At 69.7% G+C, this 16,892-nt stretch carries 14 protein-coding genes; 8 read left to right on the forward strand and 6 right to left on the reverse strand.

The window, feature by feature from the left end; all coding sequences use genetic code 11:
• Positions 1 to 55: 55 nt before the first annotated feature.
• Positions 56 to 991, forward strand: a complete 936-nt coding sequence (locus tag WJM96_RS20965; protein ID WP_424814599.1) for a LysR family transcriptional regulator — start codon at positions 56 to 58, stop codon at positions 989 to 991.
• A 130-nt stretch (positions 992 to 1,121) separates the two neighbouring features.
• Here WJM96_RS20965 and WJM96_RS20970 read toward each other — a convergent pair whose 3' ends face one another.
• Genes WJM96_RS20970 through WJM96_RS20980 form a run of 3 tightly spaced genes read right to left on the reverse strand, consistent with a single transcriptional unit; the run spans position 1,122 to position 3,693 of the window.
• Positions 1,122 to 2,042: a 2-hydroxyacid dehydrogenase gene (locus tag WJM96_RS20970; protein ID WP_424814504.1), complete on the reverse strand. Its 921-nt coding sequence runs from the start codon at positions 2,040 to 2,042 to the stop codon at positions 1,122 to 1,124.
• On the reverse strand, positions 2,039 to 2,473 hold the full coding sequence (locus WJM96_RS20975) for a type II 3-dehydroquinate dehydratase (protein ID WP_424814505.1): 435 nt from the start codon (positions 2,471 to 2,473) through the stop codon (positions 2,039 to 2,041). Before WJM96_RS20975 ends, WJM96_RS20970 begins: the two co-directional genes overlap by 4 nt.
• Positions 2,470 to 3,693, reverse strand: coding sequence for an amidohydrolase family protein (locus tag WJM96_RS20980; protein ID WP_424814506.1), 1,224 nt, complete (start codon positions 3,691 to 3,693; stop codon positions 2,470 to 2,472). Before WJM96_RS20980 ends, WJM96_RS20975 begins: the two co-directional genes overlap by 4 nt.
• A 120-nt stretch (positions 3,694 to 3,813) precedes the next feature.
• Between WJM96_RS20980 and WJM96_RS20985 the strand changes: the two genes are divergently transcribed.
• From WJM96_RS20985 to WJM96_RS20995, 3 genes are all read left to right on the forward strand, one after another.
• Positions 3,814 to 5,382, forward strand: coding sequence for an ABC transporter substrate-binding protein (locus WJM96_RS20985; RefSeq protein WP_424814507.1), 1,569 nt, complete (start codon positions 3,814 to 3,816; stop codon positions 5,380 to 5,382).
• A 119-nt stretch (positions 5,383 to 5,501) separates the two neighbouring features.
• Positions 5,502 to 6,515, forward strand: coding sequence for an amino acid ABC transporter substrate-binding protein (locus tag WJM96_RS20990; RefSeq protein WP_424814508.1), 1,014 nt, complete (start codon positions 5,502 to 5,504; stop codon positions 6,513 to 6,515).
• 15 nt (positions 6,516 to 6,530) lie between these two features.
• Positions 6,531 to 7,865, forward strand: a complete 1,335-nt coding sequence (locus WJM96_RS20995; RefSeq protein ID WP_424814509.1) for an aspartate aminotransferase family protein — start codon at positions 6,531 to 6,533, stop codon at positions 7,863 to 7,865.
• A 6-nt stretch (positions 7,866 to 7,871) separates the two neighbouring features.
• On the opposite strand, the gene WJM96_RS21000 is transcribed toward WJM96_RS20995, so the two are convergent.
• Together WJM96_RS21000 and WJM96_RS21005 are read right to left on the reverse strand one after the other, a co-directional pair.
• Entirely contained in the window at positions 7,872 to 9,629 is a 1,758-nt protein-coding gene (locus WJM96_RS21000; protein WP_424814510.1) for an ABC transporter transmembrane domain-containing protein, read from the reverse strand.
• Positions 9,630 to 9,689: 60 nt separating this feature from the next.
• A complete protein-coding gene (locus WJM96_RS21005; protein ID WP_424814511.1) occupies positions 9,690 to 10,952 on the reverse strand; it encodes a D-amino acid dehydrogenase in 1,263 nt (420 codons plus the stop codon).
• Between the two features lie 140 nt (positions 10,953 to 11,092).
• On the opposite strand from WJM96_RS21005, the gene WJM96_RS21010 reads away from it, so the two are divergent.
• From WJM96_RS21010 to WJM96_RS21025, 4 genes are read left to right on the forward strand one after another with little or no spacing between them, the layout of a single operon-like run.
• The gene (locus WJM96_RS21010; RefSeq protein WP_424814512.1) at positions 11,093 to 11,539 is read left to right on the forward strand and encodes an Lrp/AsnC family transcriptional regulator; all 447 of its coding nucleotides are present in this window, start codon (positions 11,093 to 11,095) and stop codon (positions 11,537 to 11,539) included.
• Between the two features lie 54 nt (positions 11,540 to 11,593).
• Positions 11,594 to 14,389, forward strand: a complete 2,796-nt coding sequence (locus tag WJM96_RS21015; RefSeq protein WP_424814513.1) for a phosphoenolpyruvate carboxylase — start codon at positions 11,594 to 11,596, stop codon at positions 14,387 to 14,389.
• Positions 14,390 to 14,406: 17 nt separating this feature from the next.
• Positions 14,407 to 15,264 (forward strand): SMP-30/gluconolactonase/LRE family protein, encoded by an 858-nt coding sequence (locus tag WJM96_RS21020; protein ID WP_424814514.1) that lies wholly within the window; start codon positions 14,407 to 14,409, stop codon positions 15,262 to 15,264.
• Positions 15,265 to 15,319: 55 nt separating this feature from the next.
• On the forward strand, positions 15,320 to 16,123 hold the full coding sequence (locus tag WJM96_RS21025) for an enoyl-CoA hydratase/isomerase family protein (protein ID WP_424814515.1): 804 nt from the start codon (positions 15,320 to 15,322) through the stop codon (positions 16,121 to 16,123).
• Here the strand turns inward: WJM96_RS21025 and WJM96_RS21030 are convergent.
• Complete coding sequence (locus WJM96_RS21030) at positions 16,120 to 16,890, reverse strand: molybdate ABC transporter substrate-binding protein (RefSeq protein WP_424814516.1); 771 nt, start codon at positions 16,888 to 16,890, stop codon at positions 16,120 to 16,122. The two genes, WJM96_RS21025 and WJM96_RS21030, sit on opposite strands and share 4 nt — an antisense overlap.
• Between the last annotated feature and the right edge of the window lie 2 nt (positions 16,891 to 16,892).

The raw sequence follows: 16,892 nt of genomic DNA on the forward strand, positions 1-16,892 counted from the left end.
CCGGCATCGGAGAAATATTGATTTCCGGGCTTTGACATAGGCAATTCCGATTCAGATCGCGAACCTCTCCCTCCGGTCGCTACGCTACCTCGTGGCTGTGGCCGATGCCTCCTCGGTTACGGGAGCGGCACGGCGGCTGCACGTCTCCCAGCCTTCCATCTCGGAGGCGGTGGCGGCCCTGGAGGCGGAGCTCGGCGTGGCGCTGCTGCTGCGCCATCACGCCCGGGGCGTGACGCCGACCCCCGCCGGGGCGCGCGTGGTCGCCGAGGCCCGGCTGCTGCTGCGCCATGCGGAGGACTTCCTGCACGCCTCGGCATCCTTAGGCCAGGCGGTTGCGGGCGAGGTCGCGATGGGCTGCTTCCTGACGCTGGCGCCACGCTACCTACCGGCCCTGCTGGCGGGCCTCCGGCGAGACGTCCCGGGTCTGACCGTGCGGGTGGAGGAGGGCGACCATGACGAGATGCTGGCCGGGCTTTCCGCCGGCCGAACCGAGGTCGCGCTCACCTACGACTTCGGCATGTTCGAGGGGCTGGAGGTCACGCGCGTGGCGGAAATCGCCCCGGTAGCGGTACTGCCCGCCAAGCACCGGCTGGCGCGCGCCGCCCGCCTGACCCTGGCGGAGCTGGCATCGGAGCCTTTCCTGCTGCTCGACCTGCCCCATTCGCGTGACTATTTTCTGGGCATGTTCCGCGACCGCGGCCTGTCGCCCGAGGTCGCATTCCGCTCCCGCAGCCAGGATCTGCTGCGCGGACTGGTGGGCAATGGGCTGGGCTGGACCATCCAGAACGTGCAGCCCGAAAGCCCCTATGCCATCGACGGCACGCGCATCACCTCCGTGCCGCTGGAGCCGGGCCTGCCGCCCGTTCGCCTGGCCCTGGCCGCCCTTCCGGGCCCGGCCGGGCGGCCCGCCGTGCGGGCCCTGGCGCGATATATCCGCGAGGCCTTCGAGCGCGGCGGCATGTTCAACCCGCGCCCGGCACTGGCGGGGTAAGGGCCGATGGCGCGCGATAGGGCATCGCGCCCATGGTCATGCAGGGAAGGCCCATGACGGCCCGGGTCCGCGCGTGCGGGGCCTGCCCGCGAAGGGGCATTCTCGAGCGAATTCACCGCTTCGGCAGGCGCTAGTACCCTCGCGTAGCGTCCACCTGATGCAGCGGCGGCTCGCCGCGCAGCACGCGGCGGATGCTCTCGGCCACGTCCACGGCGGCGCTCTCGGGCACGGTGATGCTCGCGATATGCGGCGTGATGCGGACGTTCTCCATCCCCCAGAAGGGATGTGCGTAGGGCAGGGGTTCCTCGTCGAAGACGTCGAGCGTCGCCTCTGCGACCTGGCCGGAGCGCAGCGCCTCGATCAGCGCCGGCTCGTCCACCAGGCGGGAACGGCCGACATTGACGAGGTTCACGCCGCGCTTCATCGCGGCGAAGGCCGCCGCGTCGATCACACCCGTCGTCTGCGGCGTCAGCGGCAGCATCAGTACCACCGTATCGGCCTCGCCGAGCGCCGTCCTGAAGCCCTCCGCGCCCGAGAGGCAGCGCACGCCGGCGATGGATTTCGCGCTGCGCGCCCAGCCCGTGACCGTGAAGCCCATGCCTGCCAGCGCGGAGGCTGCGGCACCGCCCAGTTCGCCCAGCCCCATCACCGAGACGCGGTGCGAGGAAAGCGCGCGGGGGTGGATGTACTCCCACACCCCCTTCAGGCGGTTGCGCTCCATCAGGTGGAAGTCGCGGGCGTAATGCGTCACCGCATGCGTGACGTAGGAGGCCATGAGCTGCACCATCCCGGCATCGTTCAGCCGGCTGATGGGCAAGGGCGGCAGGTCGTCGCGCCGCACCAGGCTGTCCACCCCCGCGCCCAGGTTCACCACGAGGCGCAGGTCTTTGTACGGCGCGAAGAACCCCGGCGGCGGGGCCCATACCAGCGCGGCTACCACGCCGGAGGGGTCGCCGCCCCGGCGGAAGTCGAGCTCGGGCATCTGGGCCTTCAGCGCGGCCTCCCAAGCCTCGGGCTCGTCGAAGTTGCTGTAGAAGACGAGGGCCGTCATGCGCGGCAGATCCCGGCCATGGCCTGGATCGCGAGTTCGTAGCCCAGCGGTCCCAGCCCGCAGATGCTGCCGACCGCGGCCTTGGCCGTGTAGGTCTTGTTCCGGAACGGCTCACGCCGGTGGATGTTGGACATGTGGACCTCGATGACGGGGCCGCCATAGGCGAGCAGCGCGTCCAGGATGGCGATGGAGGTGTAGGAGAGCCCGGCCGCGTTGATGATCAGCCCGTCCGCCGTGCCGCGCGCCTGCTGGATCCAGGTGATGATCTCGCCCTCGTCCTGGCTCTGCCGGAAGTCGAGCTCAGCGCCGACCGAGGCCGCCTTGGAATGGCAGCGCGCTGCGATGTCGGGGAAGGTCTCGCGCCCATAGGTGCCCGACGGCTCGAGCCCGTAGAGGTTGGCGTTGGGCCCGTTGATGAAGAGCAGCTTCATGCCAGTTCGTTCTTCACGAAGCGGCCGCCCTGCATGATGGCGGCGAGGTGCCGGCCCTGCCCGGTGAGGAGCGAGAGGTCGGCCAGCGGGTCGCCGTCCACCACGATCATATCGGCCCAGGCGCCGGGGGCGATGCAGCCGATGCGGCCCTCCTGCCGCAGCAGCTTCGCGGCATGGACGGTCGCGGAGCGCAGCACCTCGGCCGCCGGCAGCACCTGGCCGCGGATGGTGAACTCCTCCGACTGGCGGCGGTGCATGGGGCCGAGCAGGTCGGTGCCGAAGGCCATGGTGAGGCCGGCGCTGCGCATCTTCTCCAGCGATTCCAGCCCGGCGAGCCGCACGTCGTCGATCTTCGCCACGCTCTCGGGCCCGAGGCCGAGCGACGCACCCTCTTCCTTCAGCGCCTGGTAGGTGACGAGGGTGGGACAGGCGATGCAGCCCGCCTCTGCCGCCGCGCGCGCGGTCTCGACCGTAATGAGGTTGCAGTGCTCGAGGCTGCGGATGCCGCAACGCACGGCGCGCGCGATGCCGTCATCCGTGTAAAGGTGCGCGGCCACATAGGTCTGCGCCATCGACGCTTCCTCGACCGCGGCGCGCAGCTCGGATTCCGAATAGCCGAGGAAGGCGATGGGATCGGAGGGCGAGGCGACGCCGCCATTCGCCATCAGCTTGATGTAATCGGCCCCGGCGCGGATCTCCTCCCGGCAGGCGCGGCGCACGGCGTCCACCCCATCCGCGATGCGGCCGAGCGAGCCGAGGCGGCTCTCGAAGAAGCCGTAGTCGCGGGCATCGAGGCGCGGGCGAAGATCGGCATGGCCGCCGGTCTGCGAGAGCGCCTTACCGCATAGCGACATGCGCGGCCCCTCGATCAGGCCTTCCTCCCATGCGAGCTTCAGCCCGAGCGTGGCGCCACCCAGGTCCCGCACGGTGGTGAAGCCGCGCATCAGCATCTCGCGCATCAGCTTGCCGGCGCGGAAGGCGACGACGGCATCCGGCAGCAGCGCATTGGCGGCGAGGTTGGTGCTGGAGGCGACAAGGTGCACATGCGCGTCGATCAGCCCCGGCATCAGCGTCCGGCCGCCAAGATCCACGTGCTGCGCCGCAGCACTGGCGATGGTGCGGCCGACCTCGCGGATCGTTTCGCCTTCCACCAGCACGGACATGCCCGGCTCGGCCTCGTCCAATCCATTCCAGAGCCTGGCATTTTCGAAGAGAATCATCCGCGCGCCTCCCACGGCGTCCAATCAACCCGCCTCGGCGCCGCCTGTGAAGCCCAAATGCTGGACAGGACGGGGGCGACCTCGCCATGTTGCCGCCACTTCATCTGGGGAGACAAAGGGATGTGGGTTTCGACCGCCACGCGCATGTCGCGGGCCGGACTTCTCGCCATGGGTCTGCTCGGCGCCTTGCCCGCCGCGGCCACGACGTTCACTTGGGCCACGGCGAACGACATCCTCGGCCTCGATCCTCACGCCAACAACCACGGCGTCACCAACGCCATGAAGAGCAACATCTATGAGCCGCTGGTCCGGCGCGAGCCCGACGGCTCGCTGGCGCCCGCGCTCGCCGAGCGCTGGGAGACGCCGACCCCGAACACCTGGCGCTTCCACCTGCGCCGCAACATCCGGTTCCATAGCGGCGAGCCCTTCACCGCCGCCGACGTCGTCTACAGCATCGAGCGCGTGCGGCAGAACGACATGGCCTATGTCGTGCAGTCCGTGACCGCCGCGCGCGTCATCGACGACCACACGGTGGAGCTGGAGACGCGCGGGCCCAATCCCGTGCTGCTGCAGGACCTCACGCTGCTTTTCATCATGAGCAAGCCCTGGATCGACGCGAACAACGCCTTCGCCGTCGCGCGCGCGGGCCAGCCGGGCGCCACCAGCACCTTCGTGCAGCTCAACACCAACGGCACCGGCCCATTCCGCATGGTGGAGCGCCTGGCTGACGAGCGCACCGTACTCGTGCCCAACCCCGACTTCCGCGAGAACTACAACACCGGCATCACCCGCGCCGTGTTCCGCCCGGTGTCGAGCGCGCCGACGCGCGTGGCCGCGCTGCTCTCGCGCGAGCTCGACCTCATGTACCATGTGCCGCTGCAAGACATCCCGCGCGTGCAGAACGCGCCGGGCGTCCGCCTCATGCAGGGGCCGACGGCGCGCACCATCTACCTCGCCATGGACGTGACGCGGCCGGAGCTGATCGACCAGCCGGGCACGCCCAACCCGATGCGCGACGTGCGCGTGCGCCGCGCCATGTACCAGGCGATCGACATGGAGACGATCCGCCGCGTCATCCTGCGCAACTCCACCACCGCCTCGGGCCTGCCCATTGCCCCCGCCGTCGGCGGCTTCGATGCGGCCGCCAATGAGCGCCTGCCCTTCGACCTGGACGGTGCGCGCCGTCTGCTGGCGGAGGCGGGGGCCAGCAACTTCCGCGTCACGCTGGGCTGCCCCAACAACCGCTACGTGAACGACGAGGCGATCTGCCAGTCCGTCGTCGCCATGCTGCAGCGGGCGGGCATCCAGGCGCGGCTCGACGCCGTGCCCTTCGGCCGCTTCCTGCAGCGCGGCGCCAACAACGAGTTCCAGTTCTGGATGCTGGGCTGGACCCCGGGCAATTTCGATATCACCAACCCCGGCCGTGAGCTGCTGGGCGAGGGTTCCTTCAACTGGGGCAAGTTCTCCGATGCGCGGATGAACGAGTTGCTGGGCCAAATCGCGGTCGAGACGGACCAGGCCAAGCGGCAGGAGCTGTCGCGTGCCTACTGGGCCCGCTTCCGCGAGACCCTGCCCATGATCCCGCTTCACCAGGAGCCGCAGATGTTCGGCGTGCGCGACACGGTGGCCGACTTCGCCATGCGCGTGAACGAGGATCTGGAACTGCGCGGCGTCAGGATGCGCCGCTAGCCAGCGCGAACTCCCCTTGCGGCGGCATCTCGGCGTGATAGGCTTCTTTATGTGATCACAATGCAGCGGAGCATTGTGATCACATTCGAGCCGCACTCCCTCCGGGAAGGAGCCTGCCGTTGCGTCCTATAGCCCTTCTTGCCGGCCTCCTGGCCCTTGTTGCCGCCGGCCCTGCCTTCGCGGGCGCCACTCTCGATGGCATCCGCCGCAACGGCCATGTGCGCTGCGGCGTCTCCAGCGGCGTCGCGCACATGTCCATCCCGGACAGCAACGGCCGCTGGCAGGGCTTCGATGCGGAGATTTGCCGCGCCGTCGCAGCCGCCGTCTTCGGCGACCCCGAGAAGGTGCGCTTCATCGCGACGACCGCGCAGAACCGCTTCACCGCGTTGCAGTCGGGCGAGGTCGACATGCTGACGCGCACCACGGCGCTCACCATCGCGCGTGACAGCGCGATGGGCCTGACTCAGACCGTCGCGCACTTCTTCACCGGCCAGGGGATCCTGGTGCATCGCCGCACGGGCGCCACCAAGGCGACCGACCTGAACGGCGGCACGATCTGCGGCACCACGGGCAGCATCATTGAGCGCAACCTCGAGGACTTCGCGCGCTCCAACAACATCCGCTTCCGCACCATCTCCTTCGACACACAGCAGGCAGTGCTGGAGGCCTTTCTCGCGGATCGCTGCGACGCCATCAGCAACGACATGATCAACCTCTCGGCTAACCGGCTGGCGGCGCCGGACCCGCGCTCCCTCGTGCTGCTTCCGGACCTGATCCAGAAGGAGATGCACGGCATCCTGGTTCGCAACGGCGACGCCGAATGGGCCGCGCTCACGCGCTGGACCGTCTTCGCGCTGATCCAGGCCGAGGAGTTCGGCATCACGCGCTCGAATATCGAGGAGATCCGCCGCACAGCCTCCGACCCCGCGATCCGCCGCTTCCTCGGCACGGTGGAGAATGTGGGCACGGGCTTCGGCGTCTCGGCCAGCTTCGCCTATGATGTCGTCCGTTCGATCGGAAATTACGGCGAGCTCTACGAGCGCACCGCGGGCTCCGGCGGGCTCGGCATGGAGCGCGGGCCGAACCGGCTCTGGACCCAGGGCGGGCTGCTGATCTCCTGGCTCTGGCAGTAAACAAGGAATATGGCCATGTCACCGCTCGACGCCCCCGCGGCCGCCCCGCGCAACACCGATCTCGAAACCGCACTGACCGACGCGCGGGAAAGCTACGTCACCGCGCGCCCCAAGAGCGCCGCTGCTTATGAGCGCGCCAGGGGCGTCATGCCCGGCGGCAACACGCGCTCCACGTTGTTCTACACGCCCTTCCCGACGGTGATGGAGAAGGGGCAGGGCTGCTACCTGCACGACATCGACGGGCACGATTACCTAGACCTCTGCGGCGAATACACTGCGGGCCTCTTCGGCCATTCCGAGACGCGCATCATCAAGGCCATCGAGGCCGCGATCGGCCGTGGCCTGAACCTCGCCGCATCCGGCGAGCGCGAGGCGGTGCTGGCCGGCATCCTCTGCGCGCGCTTCCCTTCCATCGAGCTGGTACGCTTCACCAATAGCGGCACCGAGGCGAACCTCTTCGCCTTCTCGGCCGCGCGAGCCTTCACGGGGCGGCAGCGGCTGCTGGCGATGAACGGCGCCTATCACGGCGGCATGATGACCTTCGCCGGCGGCGGAAGCGCGGTGAACGCGCCGTTCCCGGTGACGCTCGCGCCCTATAACGACATCGAGGCCACGCGCGCTCTGATCCGCGAGCAGAAGGACGAGATCGCCGCCATCATCGTCGAGCCCATGATCGGCGCCGGCGGCTGCATCCCCGCGACCCGCGAGTTCCTGCAGATGCTGCGCGACGAGGCAACGGCGCACAACATCGTGCTCACCTTCGACGAGGTGATGACCAGCCGCCACAGCGCGGGCGGGCTGCAGCGCCTGCACGGCATCACGCCGGACCTCACGGCGCTGGGCAAGTACATCGCGGGCGGCATGTCCTTCGGTGCCTTCGGCGGCCGCAAGGACATCATGTCCGTCTACGACCCCGCGCATCCGAAGGCGCTGCCCCATGGCGGCACCTTTAACAACAACGTGCTCTCCATGTCGGCCGGCGTGGTCGCCATGGGCGAGATTTTCGACGACGCGGCGGCGGATGCGCTGCGCGACCGCGGCGAGGGCCTGCGGAACGCTCTGAACGAGGTCTGCCGGAAGCATGGCGTGGCGATGCAGTTCACCGGCATCGGCAGCATGTGCCAGCCGCATTTCCGCGCGGGCCCGGTCGAGCGCCCCTATATCCAGACGCCGACCGAGGAAGGCCTGCGCGAGCTCTTCTTCCTCGACCTCATGGCGGCGGGCATCTACATCGCGCGGCGCGGCATGGTGGCGATGAGCCTACCGGTCGGCGAGGCGGAATGCGCGCGCTATATTGCGGCGGTGGACGCGTTCTGCGCGTCGCGCAAGCCGCTGTTCGCCGGCGCCTGATCCGCTTCAGGCGAATTGAAGTTCCGCGAGGCGGGCATAAAGCCCGCCTTGCGCCACCAGCTCGTCATGGCTGCCGACGGCGATGATGCGGCCATGCTCCATCACCACGATGCGGTCCGCGCTGCGGACGGTAGCGAGCCGGTGCGCCACCACCAGGGTCGTGCGGCCCTGCGAGAGCCGGGCCAGCGCCGTCTGCACCGCCTGCTCCGATTCCGCATCCAGCGCGCTCGTCGCCTCGTCGAGCAGGAGGATGGGCGCGTCGCGCAGGATGGCGCGCGCGATGGCGATGCGCTGCCGCTGCCCGCCCGAGAGCATCACGCCCCGCGCGCCGAGCGGGCTGTCATAACCCTGGGGCAGCGCCTCGATGAAGTCATGCGCGGCGGCGGCGCGGGCGGCCTCCTCAACCTCGGCGAGGTTGGCATCGGGCCGGCCGTAGCGGATGTTCTCGGCCGCGCTGGCGCTGAAGATCACGGGCTCCTGCGGGACCAGGCCGAGGCGCCGGCGGAGCGCGGCGGGGTCCAGGCGGCGGATGTCCACGCCATCCATGGTGATCCGGCCCGATGACGGGTCGTAGAAGCGCAGCAGCAGTTGCAGCACCGTCGTCTTCCCGCCGCCGGATGGGCCGACCAGCGCCACCGTCTCCCCCGGCTCGACGTTCAGCGAGAAGCCTTCCAGCGCGGAATCCTCGCGGCTCGGATAGTGGAAGGTGACGTTCTCGAAGGCGATGCGGCCCTGTGGCGGCTCCGGCAGGCTAACCGGCAGGGCCGGGGCGGTGATGCTGGGCGGGGTGTCGATCAGCTCCACAAGCCTGTCGGCCGCCGCGGCGGCGCGCTGGATCTCGCCCCAAAGCTCGCTCACCGCCGCGCCGTTATTGGCCAGCAGGATGGCGTAGAAGACGAAGGCCGAGAGCTCGCCGGCCGACATGCGGCCCGCCACCACGTCATGCCCGCCGATGAGCAAGCTCATGGTGATGGCGCCGAAGCCCAGCAACACCACGGCCAGGATGAGCACGGCGCGCGAGGTGACGCGCCGCAGCGAAGCCTGGACCGAGGCCTCGACCTGCGCGCCGTAGCGCTGCTTCTCGCGCTCCTCATGGGTGAAGGCCTGCACAACGCGTAGGCCGTTCAGCGTCTCCTCGGCCGTGGCGGCCAGGTCGCCCACGCGCTCCTGCGCCGCGCGGGATAGCCGGCGCTCCCGCCTTCCGAAGAAGACCAGCGGCACGAGGACGATGGGCAGCACGATGACCACCACGCCTGCCAGCTTGGGGCTGGTCAGCACCAGCATCAACAGCGCGCCGAGGCCGGTGAGGGCCGAGCGAAGCCCCATGGAGATGGCCGAGCCGATCAGCGATTGCAGCAGCGCGACATCGGCTGTCATGCGGGCCAGGATGTCGCCCGTCCGCGCCGTCTCGAAGAAGTTGGGCGCCAGGGTCAGCACATGGTCGTAGACCCGCTTGCGCAAATCCGCCGCCACGCGCTCGCCGAGCCAGGAGACGAGGTAGAAGCGCGTGGAGGAGGTGACCGCCAGCCCCGCCACGATCAAGAACATCAGCAGGGCGGCGTGGTTCAGGCTCTCATGGCTGGAACCCGCGAAGCCGGTATCGACCAGGTGCTGCACGCCCTTGCCGATGAGCAGCAACATGACGGCTGCGAGCAGCAGCGCCGTCGCGGCACCCAGCGCGCGCCAGGAGTAGGGGCGCAGATAGGGCAACAGGAATCGGAGCGAGGCGACGTTGCCGCCTCGGTGGGGGGGAGGGCCAGCCATGCGCGGCGAGTGTCGCACACCGCGCCGCAGCATGCACCGGCAATGGTTGGAGTCTCGGCCTTAAGCGGCGGCGGCGTAGCGCGAGGGACCGAGATCCGCGGCCTCGATCTCCGGCTTGCGCTCGGTCATGAGGTCCGCGAGCACGCGGCCTGAGCCGCAGGCCATGGTCCAGCCCAACGTGCCGTGGCCCGTGTTGAGGTAGAGATTGTCGAAGCGCGTGGCGCCGATGATGGGCGTGCCGTCCGGCGTCATGGGCCGCAGGCCGGTCCAGAACTTTGCTTCGCGCACGTCGCCGCCATCGGGGAAGAGGTCGGTGACGGAGAATTCCAGCGTCTCGCGGCGCGGCGCCCGCAGCTTCAGCGAGAAGCCCGCGAGCTCCGCCGTGCCGCCCACGCGGATGCGGTCGCCGAGGCGGGTGATGGCGATCTTGTAAGTCTCGTCCATGACGGTGGAGACGGGGGCGCCACCCTCATCCGTCACCGGCATGGTCAGGGAGTAGCCCTTCACCGGGTAGACCGGCACGTCGATCTTCAGCGGGCGAAGCAGGGCCGGGGTATAGCTTCCCATGGCCACCACGTAGCGGTCGACCGTGAAGGTGCCCTGGTCGGTGACGACGCCCGTCACCTTGCCACCCTCGGTGAGCAGGCGCTGGATGTTCACGTTCTGGCGGAAGGTGACGCCGGCCTCGGCGGCCATGGCAGCCAGACGCTGGGTGAAGACATGCGCGTCGCCCGTCTCGTCACCGGGCAGGCGCAGGCCACCCACGAACTTGCTCTCGACGCGCGCCAGCGCGGGTTCGGCCGCGATGCAGCCGGCGGGGTCCAGCACCTCATAAGGGACGTGGAAGGCGTCGAGCACCGTGGTGTCGCTGCCGACGTGGTCGAGCTGCTTCTGCGTACGGAAGAGCTGAAGCGTACCCTTCATGCGCTGGTCGTACTGGATGCCCGTCTCCGCGCGCAGGTCGCGCAGCACGTCGCGGCTGTACTCCGCCAGGCGCACCATGCGGGACTTGTTGGTAGTGTAGGCGGTCTCGGTGCAGTTCGCGAGCATCTGCATGAGCCAGTGGTAGAGCCCGCCATCGGCCTGCGGCCACACCACGAAGGGCCGGTGGCGCATCATCAGCCACTTCAGCGCCTTGATGGGAACGCCCGGGCCGGCCCAGGGGGCGGAATAGCCGGGGGAGACCTGGCCGGCATTGGCGAAGCTGGTCTCCATGCCCGGCGCCGGCTGGCGGTCCAGCACGGTGACCTCGTGCCCCGCACGGGAGAGATACCAGGCGCTGGTAACGCCGATGACGCCGCTGCCAAGAACCAGGACGCGCATGGGGGGCTCTCCGAAGCCGGGGGTTCCTATGCACGTGATGTTAGGATGACGGGCCTCGCATTTGCTGCGCTTCATGCGCAGAAAACGCGCACGAGCGGCAAATATTGAAATTTTATGCGAATATTTCGTATCTTCTGCGCATGCACGCCCTCGACGATATCGACCTCGCCATGCTGCGCCACCTGCGGATGGATGCGCGGATGAGCAATGCCGCCCTGGCGGAAGCCGTGGGTCTCTCGCCCTCCGCCTGCCTGCGCCGGCTGCGGCTCATGGAAAGCCGCGGCGTGATCCGCGGCTACACCGTCATGCTGGAGGAGCCGGTCGAGCACGGGCACGTCACCGTCATCGTGCAGATCACCCTCGACCGCCAGACGGACGAGCATCTGAAACGCTTCGAGGCCGCCGTCCGCCGCTGCCCCGAGGTACGCGAGTGCTTCCTGATGACCGGCATCGCCGACTACCTGCTGCGCGTGGACGCCCGCGACGCCGCCGACTACGAGCGCATCCACAAGGAGCAGCTCAGCCGCATGCCGGGCGTGGCGCGCATCCAGTCCAGCTTCGCGATCCGGACGGTGATTCGGGGCTAGTTGTCCGGCTGATTTGTCTGGCCTTTTGTCTCTTCGCGGGTGCAGCATCGTCTCATGAACGATGTCACCGCCCCGCCATCGCTCCTGGACGAGCTTCTCACCCGTCTGCATCAGGCCCGGTCGGAAGCCAGCACCGATCCCTTCGGAGATCCGATCCAGCGGGTCGCCCTCGCCATCAGCCGGCGGATCGACGACGGCGCGACCAACCTCGAGCAGCTCGGCGCGCTGGTCCAGGATCTGTCGGACGATGCGGCGGCCGGGCGCGCGAAGCGCCTCGCGGCCTATCTGGGCCACAAGCCGGGGCAGGACACCGAGACGGCGCTGCAGGCCGTCGCCTCGCGCCTCGTGCGACCTGACCCGCTGGACAGCCCTGTCCCCTTCGCGACCTTCCGCAAGGCGGTGGAGCGCACCCGTTTCGCCGCCGTCTTCACGGCGCATCCCACCTTCTCGCTCCCCGCCGCGACAGGCGCCAAGCTGGCCGAAGCCGCGACCACCGGCGAGCCGCCGCCGCGCGGCATTCCCCACCGCCCCAACCCGCCCACGCTGCGCGACGAGTTCGACCAGGCCAACGCCGCCATCATCCGCGGCCGCGACGCGCTGGACCGGCTGGCCGCATCCCTCTTCACCGCCGCGCGCGCGAACTGGCCGGACCGCTGGCACCGTCTGGCCCCGCGCCCGATCGTGCTCACCTCCTGGGTCGGCTACGATACGGATGGTCGCACCGATATCGGCTGGTGGGACACGCTCGCCCTCCGGCTGGAGACGAAGCGCCTGCAGCTGGAGCGTCTTTCCGCGCAGCTCGCGCCGCTCGGCGAGCTGACGGCGGCGCTGCGCGGTCGGGTCGCGCTGGCGCTGGACGCGGTGGCGCGGCAGGCGGCGGCGGTCCCCACCAAGCCCACGCCCGAAAGCGTCCAGGCCCTCTCCGCCGCGATGGTGCCGCTGCGCGAGCAGGCGATGACCGACCTCTCGGCCCTGGCGCCCCTCTTCGAGGAGGCCATGGCAGCCGCGACGGAAGACGACGCGCGCATGGCGCTGGCCGTGGCGCGCGCGGGCTTCATGGCCCATGGGCTGTCGATCTCGCACACGCATTTCCGGCTGAACTCGGCCCAGCTGCACAATGCGCTGCGCCAGCGGCTGGAGCTGACCCTCTCGCCGGACGACCCCACGCAGCGGCGCGGCCTGCTGGCGCAGGTCAACACCGCGCTCGCCAATGCCGTGCCTCAGCCGGTGGATTTCGGCGGCCTCTTCGCCGAGCAGGCCTCGGCCGCCAAGCTCATGATGAGCATCGCGCAGATCGTGAAGCATGTGGACGGCTCCGTCCCCGTCCGCTTCCTGATCGCGGAGACGGAAACGGGCTACACGCTGCTCGGCGCGCTCTGGCTCGCGCGGCACTTCGGCATCGACAAACACATCGAGATATCGCCCCTCTTCGAGACCGCGCCCGCGCTGGAGCGCGGCGAGCGCGTGCTGGACGAGGCGCTGCGCAGCCCACATTTCCGCGACTATCTGCGCCATCACGGCCGCCTCTGCCTGCAGTTCGGCTATTCGGACAGCGGCCGCTATGTCGGCCAACTCGCGGCCTCCTACCTCGTGGAGCGGCTGAAGCTGCGCCTCGCGGAGCTTCTGCGGAAATACGACATGTCGGGCGTGGAGCTCGTGCTCTTCGACACGCATGGAGAGAGCATCGGCCGCGGCGCGCATCCGGGCAGCCTCGCGGACCGGCTGGACTACCTCTTTCCGCCGCAGGCGCGGGCCGCGCTCGCCGGCGCGGGCTTCGACGTGCGGGAGGAGTCGAGCTTCCAGGGGGGCGACGGTTACCTGAACTTCGGCACGGAGGCGCTGGCGCGCTCCACCATCGCGCGCATCGCCGAGCACGCCTTCCGGCCGACCCGCGCGACGGACGACCCCATCTACGCCGAGGCAGACTACGGCGCGGATTTTTTCGCCACGCTGCGGCGCGCGGTGCAGGACATGGTGGAGGACCCGGGCTATGCCGCGCTGCTCGGCGGCTTCGGGCCGGGGCTGCTGGAGAAGACGGGCTCTCGCCCCTCCGCCCGCCAGGCGGACGGCATGGGCGGGCCGGTGCGGATCACGCATCCCTCCCAGCTGCGCGCCATCCCGAACAACGCGATCCTGCACCAGGTGGGCTGGCTCGCGAACACGCTGCAGGGGCTGGGGGCCGCCGTCTCGGCCAATCCCGACACCTTCAAGGACATGCTGGAGAACTCGCCGCGTTTCGCCCGCGCCATGGGCATGGCGGTGCGCGCGGCCGAATGCTCCGACATCGGCGTGCTGCGCGCGGTGGTCGGCACGCTCGATCCCGGAAGCTGGCAGGACCGCGCAACCGCGACCGCGCGCCCGGGCCGGGCCGAGGCGCTGCTGGCCGTGGCCAAGCCGCTGGACGGGCTGGAGCTCTCGGCGCCGCTGCGCCGCCTCTTCCGGCGCTTCCAGGCGGACAACCTCGCCTTGCGCGCCGCCTGGCCGGAATTGCCCCGCATGCCGGAGCGGCTGGTGCTGACGCATGCCATCCGCCTCGCGCTCGTGCACCGGCTCTGGCTTCTGGCCGTCTCCGTGCCGGAGTTCAGCCCGCGCCACGGCGCCACGCGCGAATCCGTAATTCAGCGGATCCTGGCGCTGGATGTGGAGCCCGCGCTGGACCTGCTGGAGCAGGTCTTCCCCGCCGCGCCCAACCCGGTCTCCGGCCTGGACTTCCATGAGGAGGCGACCCGCGACAACCGCACCAGCTACGCCCGCGAGCATGCCGAGATCTTCGGCCCGATGCGCGAGATCTTCGGCCTGATCCGCGCGTGCTCGGCCGCCGTAAGCGAGGAGGTGGGCGCCTTTGGATAGTGGGGTAGTGTGCGCGCATGGAAACGCTCACCACGCTGCACGCGGCCATGCCCGCCGCGCTGCGCCGCCCCGTCGTCACCGAATGGTCGCGCGCCAATAAGCGCGGCGAACCGGTCGACTGCTTCCTTGAAGGCCCTTGCTTTGATGCGCAGGGCCGGCTGCACGTCACCGACATCCCGCATGGGCGCATCTTCCGCCTGGATGCGCCGGACGCCTGGACTCTCGTCGCGGAATATGATGGCGAGCCGAACGGCCTCGCGCTGCATCCGGATGGCCGGCGCATGTTCATCGCGGACTACAAGCAGGGCATCCTGGCGCTGGACCTTGCGACCGGCGCCGTCACGCCCGCGCTGACCCGCCGCAATAGCGAGCGCTTCAAGGGCCCTAACGACCTTGTCTTCGGGCGCAATGGCGACCTCTACTTCACCGACCAGGGCCAGACGGGCCTGCAGGACCCCACGGGCCGCGTTTATCGCTGGCGCGCGGATGGGCGGCTGGACGCGCTCATCACCAATGGACCGAGCCCGAATGGCCTCGCGCTCTCGGCGGATGAGGAGGTGCTCTTCGTCGCCATGACGCGCGACAATTCCGTCTGGCGCGTGCCACTGCTGCCCGATGGCAGCACCGCCAAGGTCGGCCGCTTCGCAAGCTTCCACGGCACCAGCGGCCCGGACGGGATGAAGATCGACGACCAGGGCCGGCTGCTGGTGGCCCATGCCTCGCTGCGCTGCGTCTTCGTGCTCAGCCCGCAGGGCGAGGTGCTGGATTGCTGGCGGAGCTGCGCGGGCGGCACGGTGACGAATCTGGCGCTGCATGGCGGCCGCGCCTTCATCACGGAATCCGCGTCGGGCTCCGTCCTGGAATGCCCGGCCTGAGGGTTCCCCGATCGGCGCGGCTGGGCTCCAATCGCGGCCACGGAGGAGTCAGCTGATGATCGACAAGTTCCCGCGCTTCGAGACCCTGGCGCTGGAGGAGCCCGCGCCGCATGTGTTGGTGGTGCGGCTTAACCGGCCGGGATCGGCCAATGCGATGAACACGCAGATGGGGCGCGACCTGCTCTCCATCTGGACGGCGCTGACGGAGGATGCGCGCGGCGCGCGATGCGTGATCTTCACCGCCGCCGGCGGCCGCGTCTTCTGCGCGGGCGCCGACCTCAAGGAACGCAACGGCATGACCGATGCGGACTGGCAGGCGCAGCACGAGATCTTCGAGCGTGCCTTCCTGGCGCTGATGGATTGCCCTGTGCCGGTTATCGCCGCGGCCAACGGCCATGCCTATGCGGGCGGCTTCGAGATGCTGCTGGCCTCCGACTTCGCCTACGGCGCCGAGACCGCGCGCTTCGCGCTGACGGAAGTGACCCTCGGCATCATGCCGGGCGCGGGCGGCACGCAGAACCTGCCGCGCGCGGTGGGCGAACGCCGTGCCAAGGAGATCATCCTGACCGGCACGCCGTTCAATGCCCAGCAGGCGCTGGAATGGGGCGTGCTGAACGCCGTCCACCCGGAGGCGGACCTCTTCGCTGCGGCGCTCGCCACCGCCGAGCGCATCGCGGGCAATGCGCCGCTGTCGGTGCGGCAGGCCAAGCGCAGCATGCACTACGGCATGCAGACCGACCTGCGGACCGGGCTGCGCTTCGAGATCGAGGCCTATAACCGCCTCGTCTCGACCGAGGACCGGGTCGAGGGCATCCTCTCCTTCAACGAGAAGCGGAAGCCCAATTTCAAGGGGCGCTAGACGGGGTCGAGGCCCGCGCGCCGGCTGACCTCGCGGGCGGCCGGCGTGTTGAAGAAGCGGATCAGCTCCAGCGCCGATTCCGGGTTCTCGGAGCGCGTGCAGATGCCGGCCGAAAAGACCGTTGCGCGCTGCAGCGGACCGGGCAGGGGCCCGACGATCTCGATGCCCGGGATGGGCAGCAGCTCGCTCACCTGCTGGAAGCCGACATCCAGCTCCCCGCGCGCGACCACGGAACCCACGCGCTCGCTCATGACGCGGCGGGCCTTGGGCATCACGCGGTCGGCGATGCCCAGGTCGCGGAACAGCTCGGTCTCGATGTACACGCCGCTGGCGCTGGCCGAATAGCCGATGCTGCGCGCATCGAGCATGGCCTGGCGGAACTCCTCCACCGTGCCGATGCGCGGATGCGGCGTGCCGGTCCGCACCGCCATGGCGATGCGCGATTCCACGAGGTCCACCTGGCTGCCCGGCCGCACATGGCCGAGGCGCACCATCTCATCCAGCGCGGAGCGCGCCATGACGAGGATGTCTGCCGGCTCGCCGCGCGACATGCGCTGGGGAATCGCGTCGGGCGCCGCGCCCATGGAGGCGCCGAAGGCCGATTCCAGCTTGTTGCCGCTCGCGGCCTCATAGGGGGCGATGAGCTCCCGGTAGGGCGCGGTGAAGGCGCCCGAGGTCATGACGCGAAGCGTGAGCCCCGCCGCCCCGGCGCGCGAGGCGGCGAGGAGCCCAGCGCTGCCCAGCAGGAAGAGGCGGCGGTTCAGCATGG

The sequence above is a fragment of the Roseococcus sp. YIM B11640 genome, from assembly GCF_049727625.1.
Taxonomy (GTDB): Bacteria; Pseudomonadota; Alphaproteobacteria; order Acetobacterales; family Acetobacteraceae; genus Roseococcus.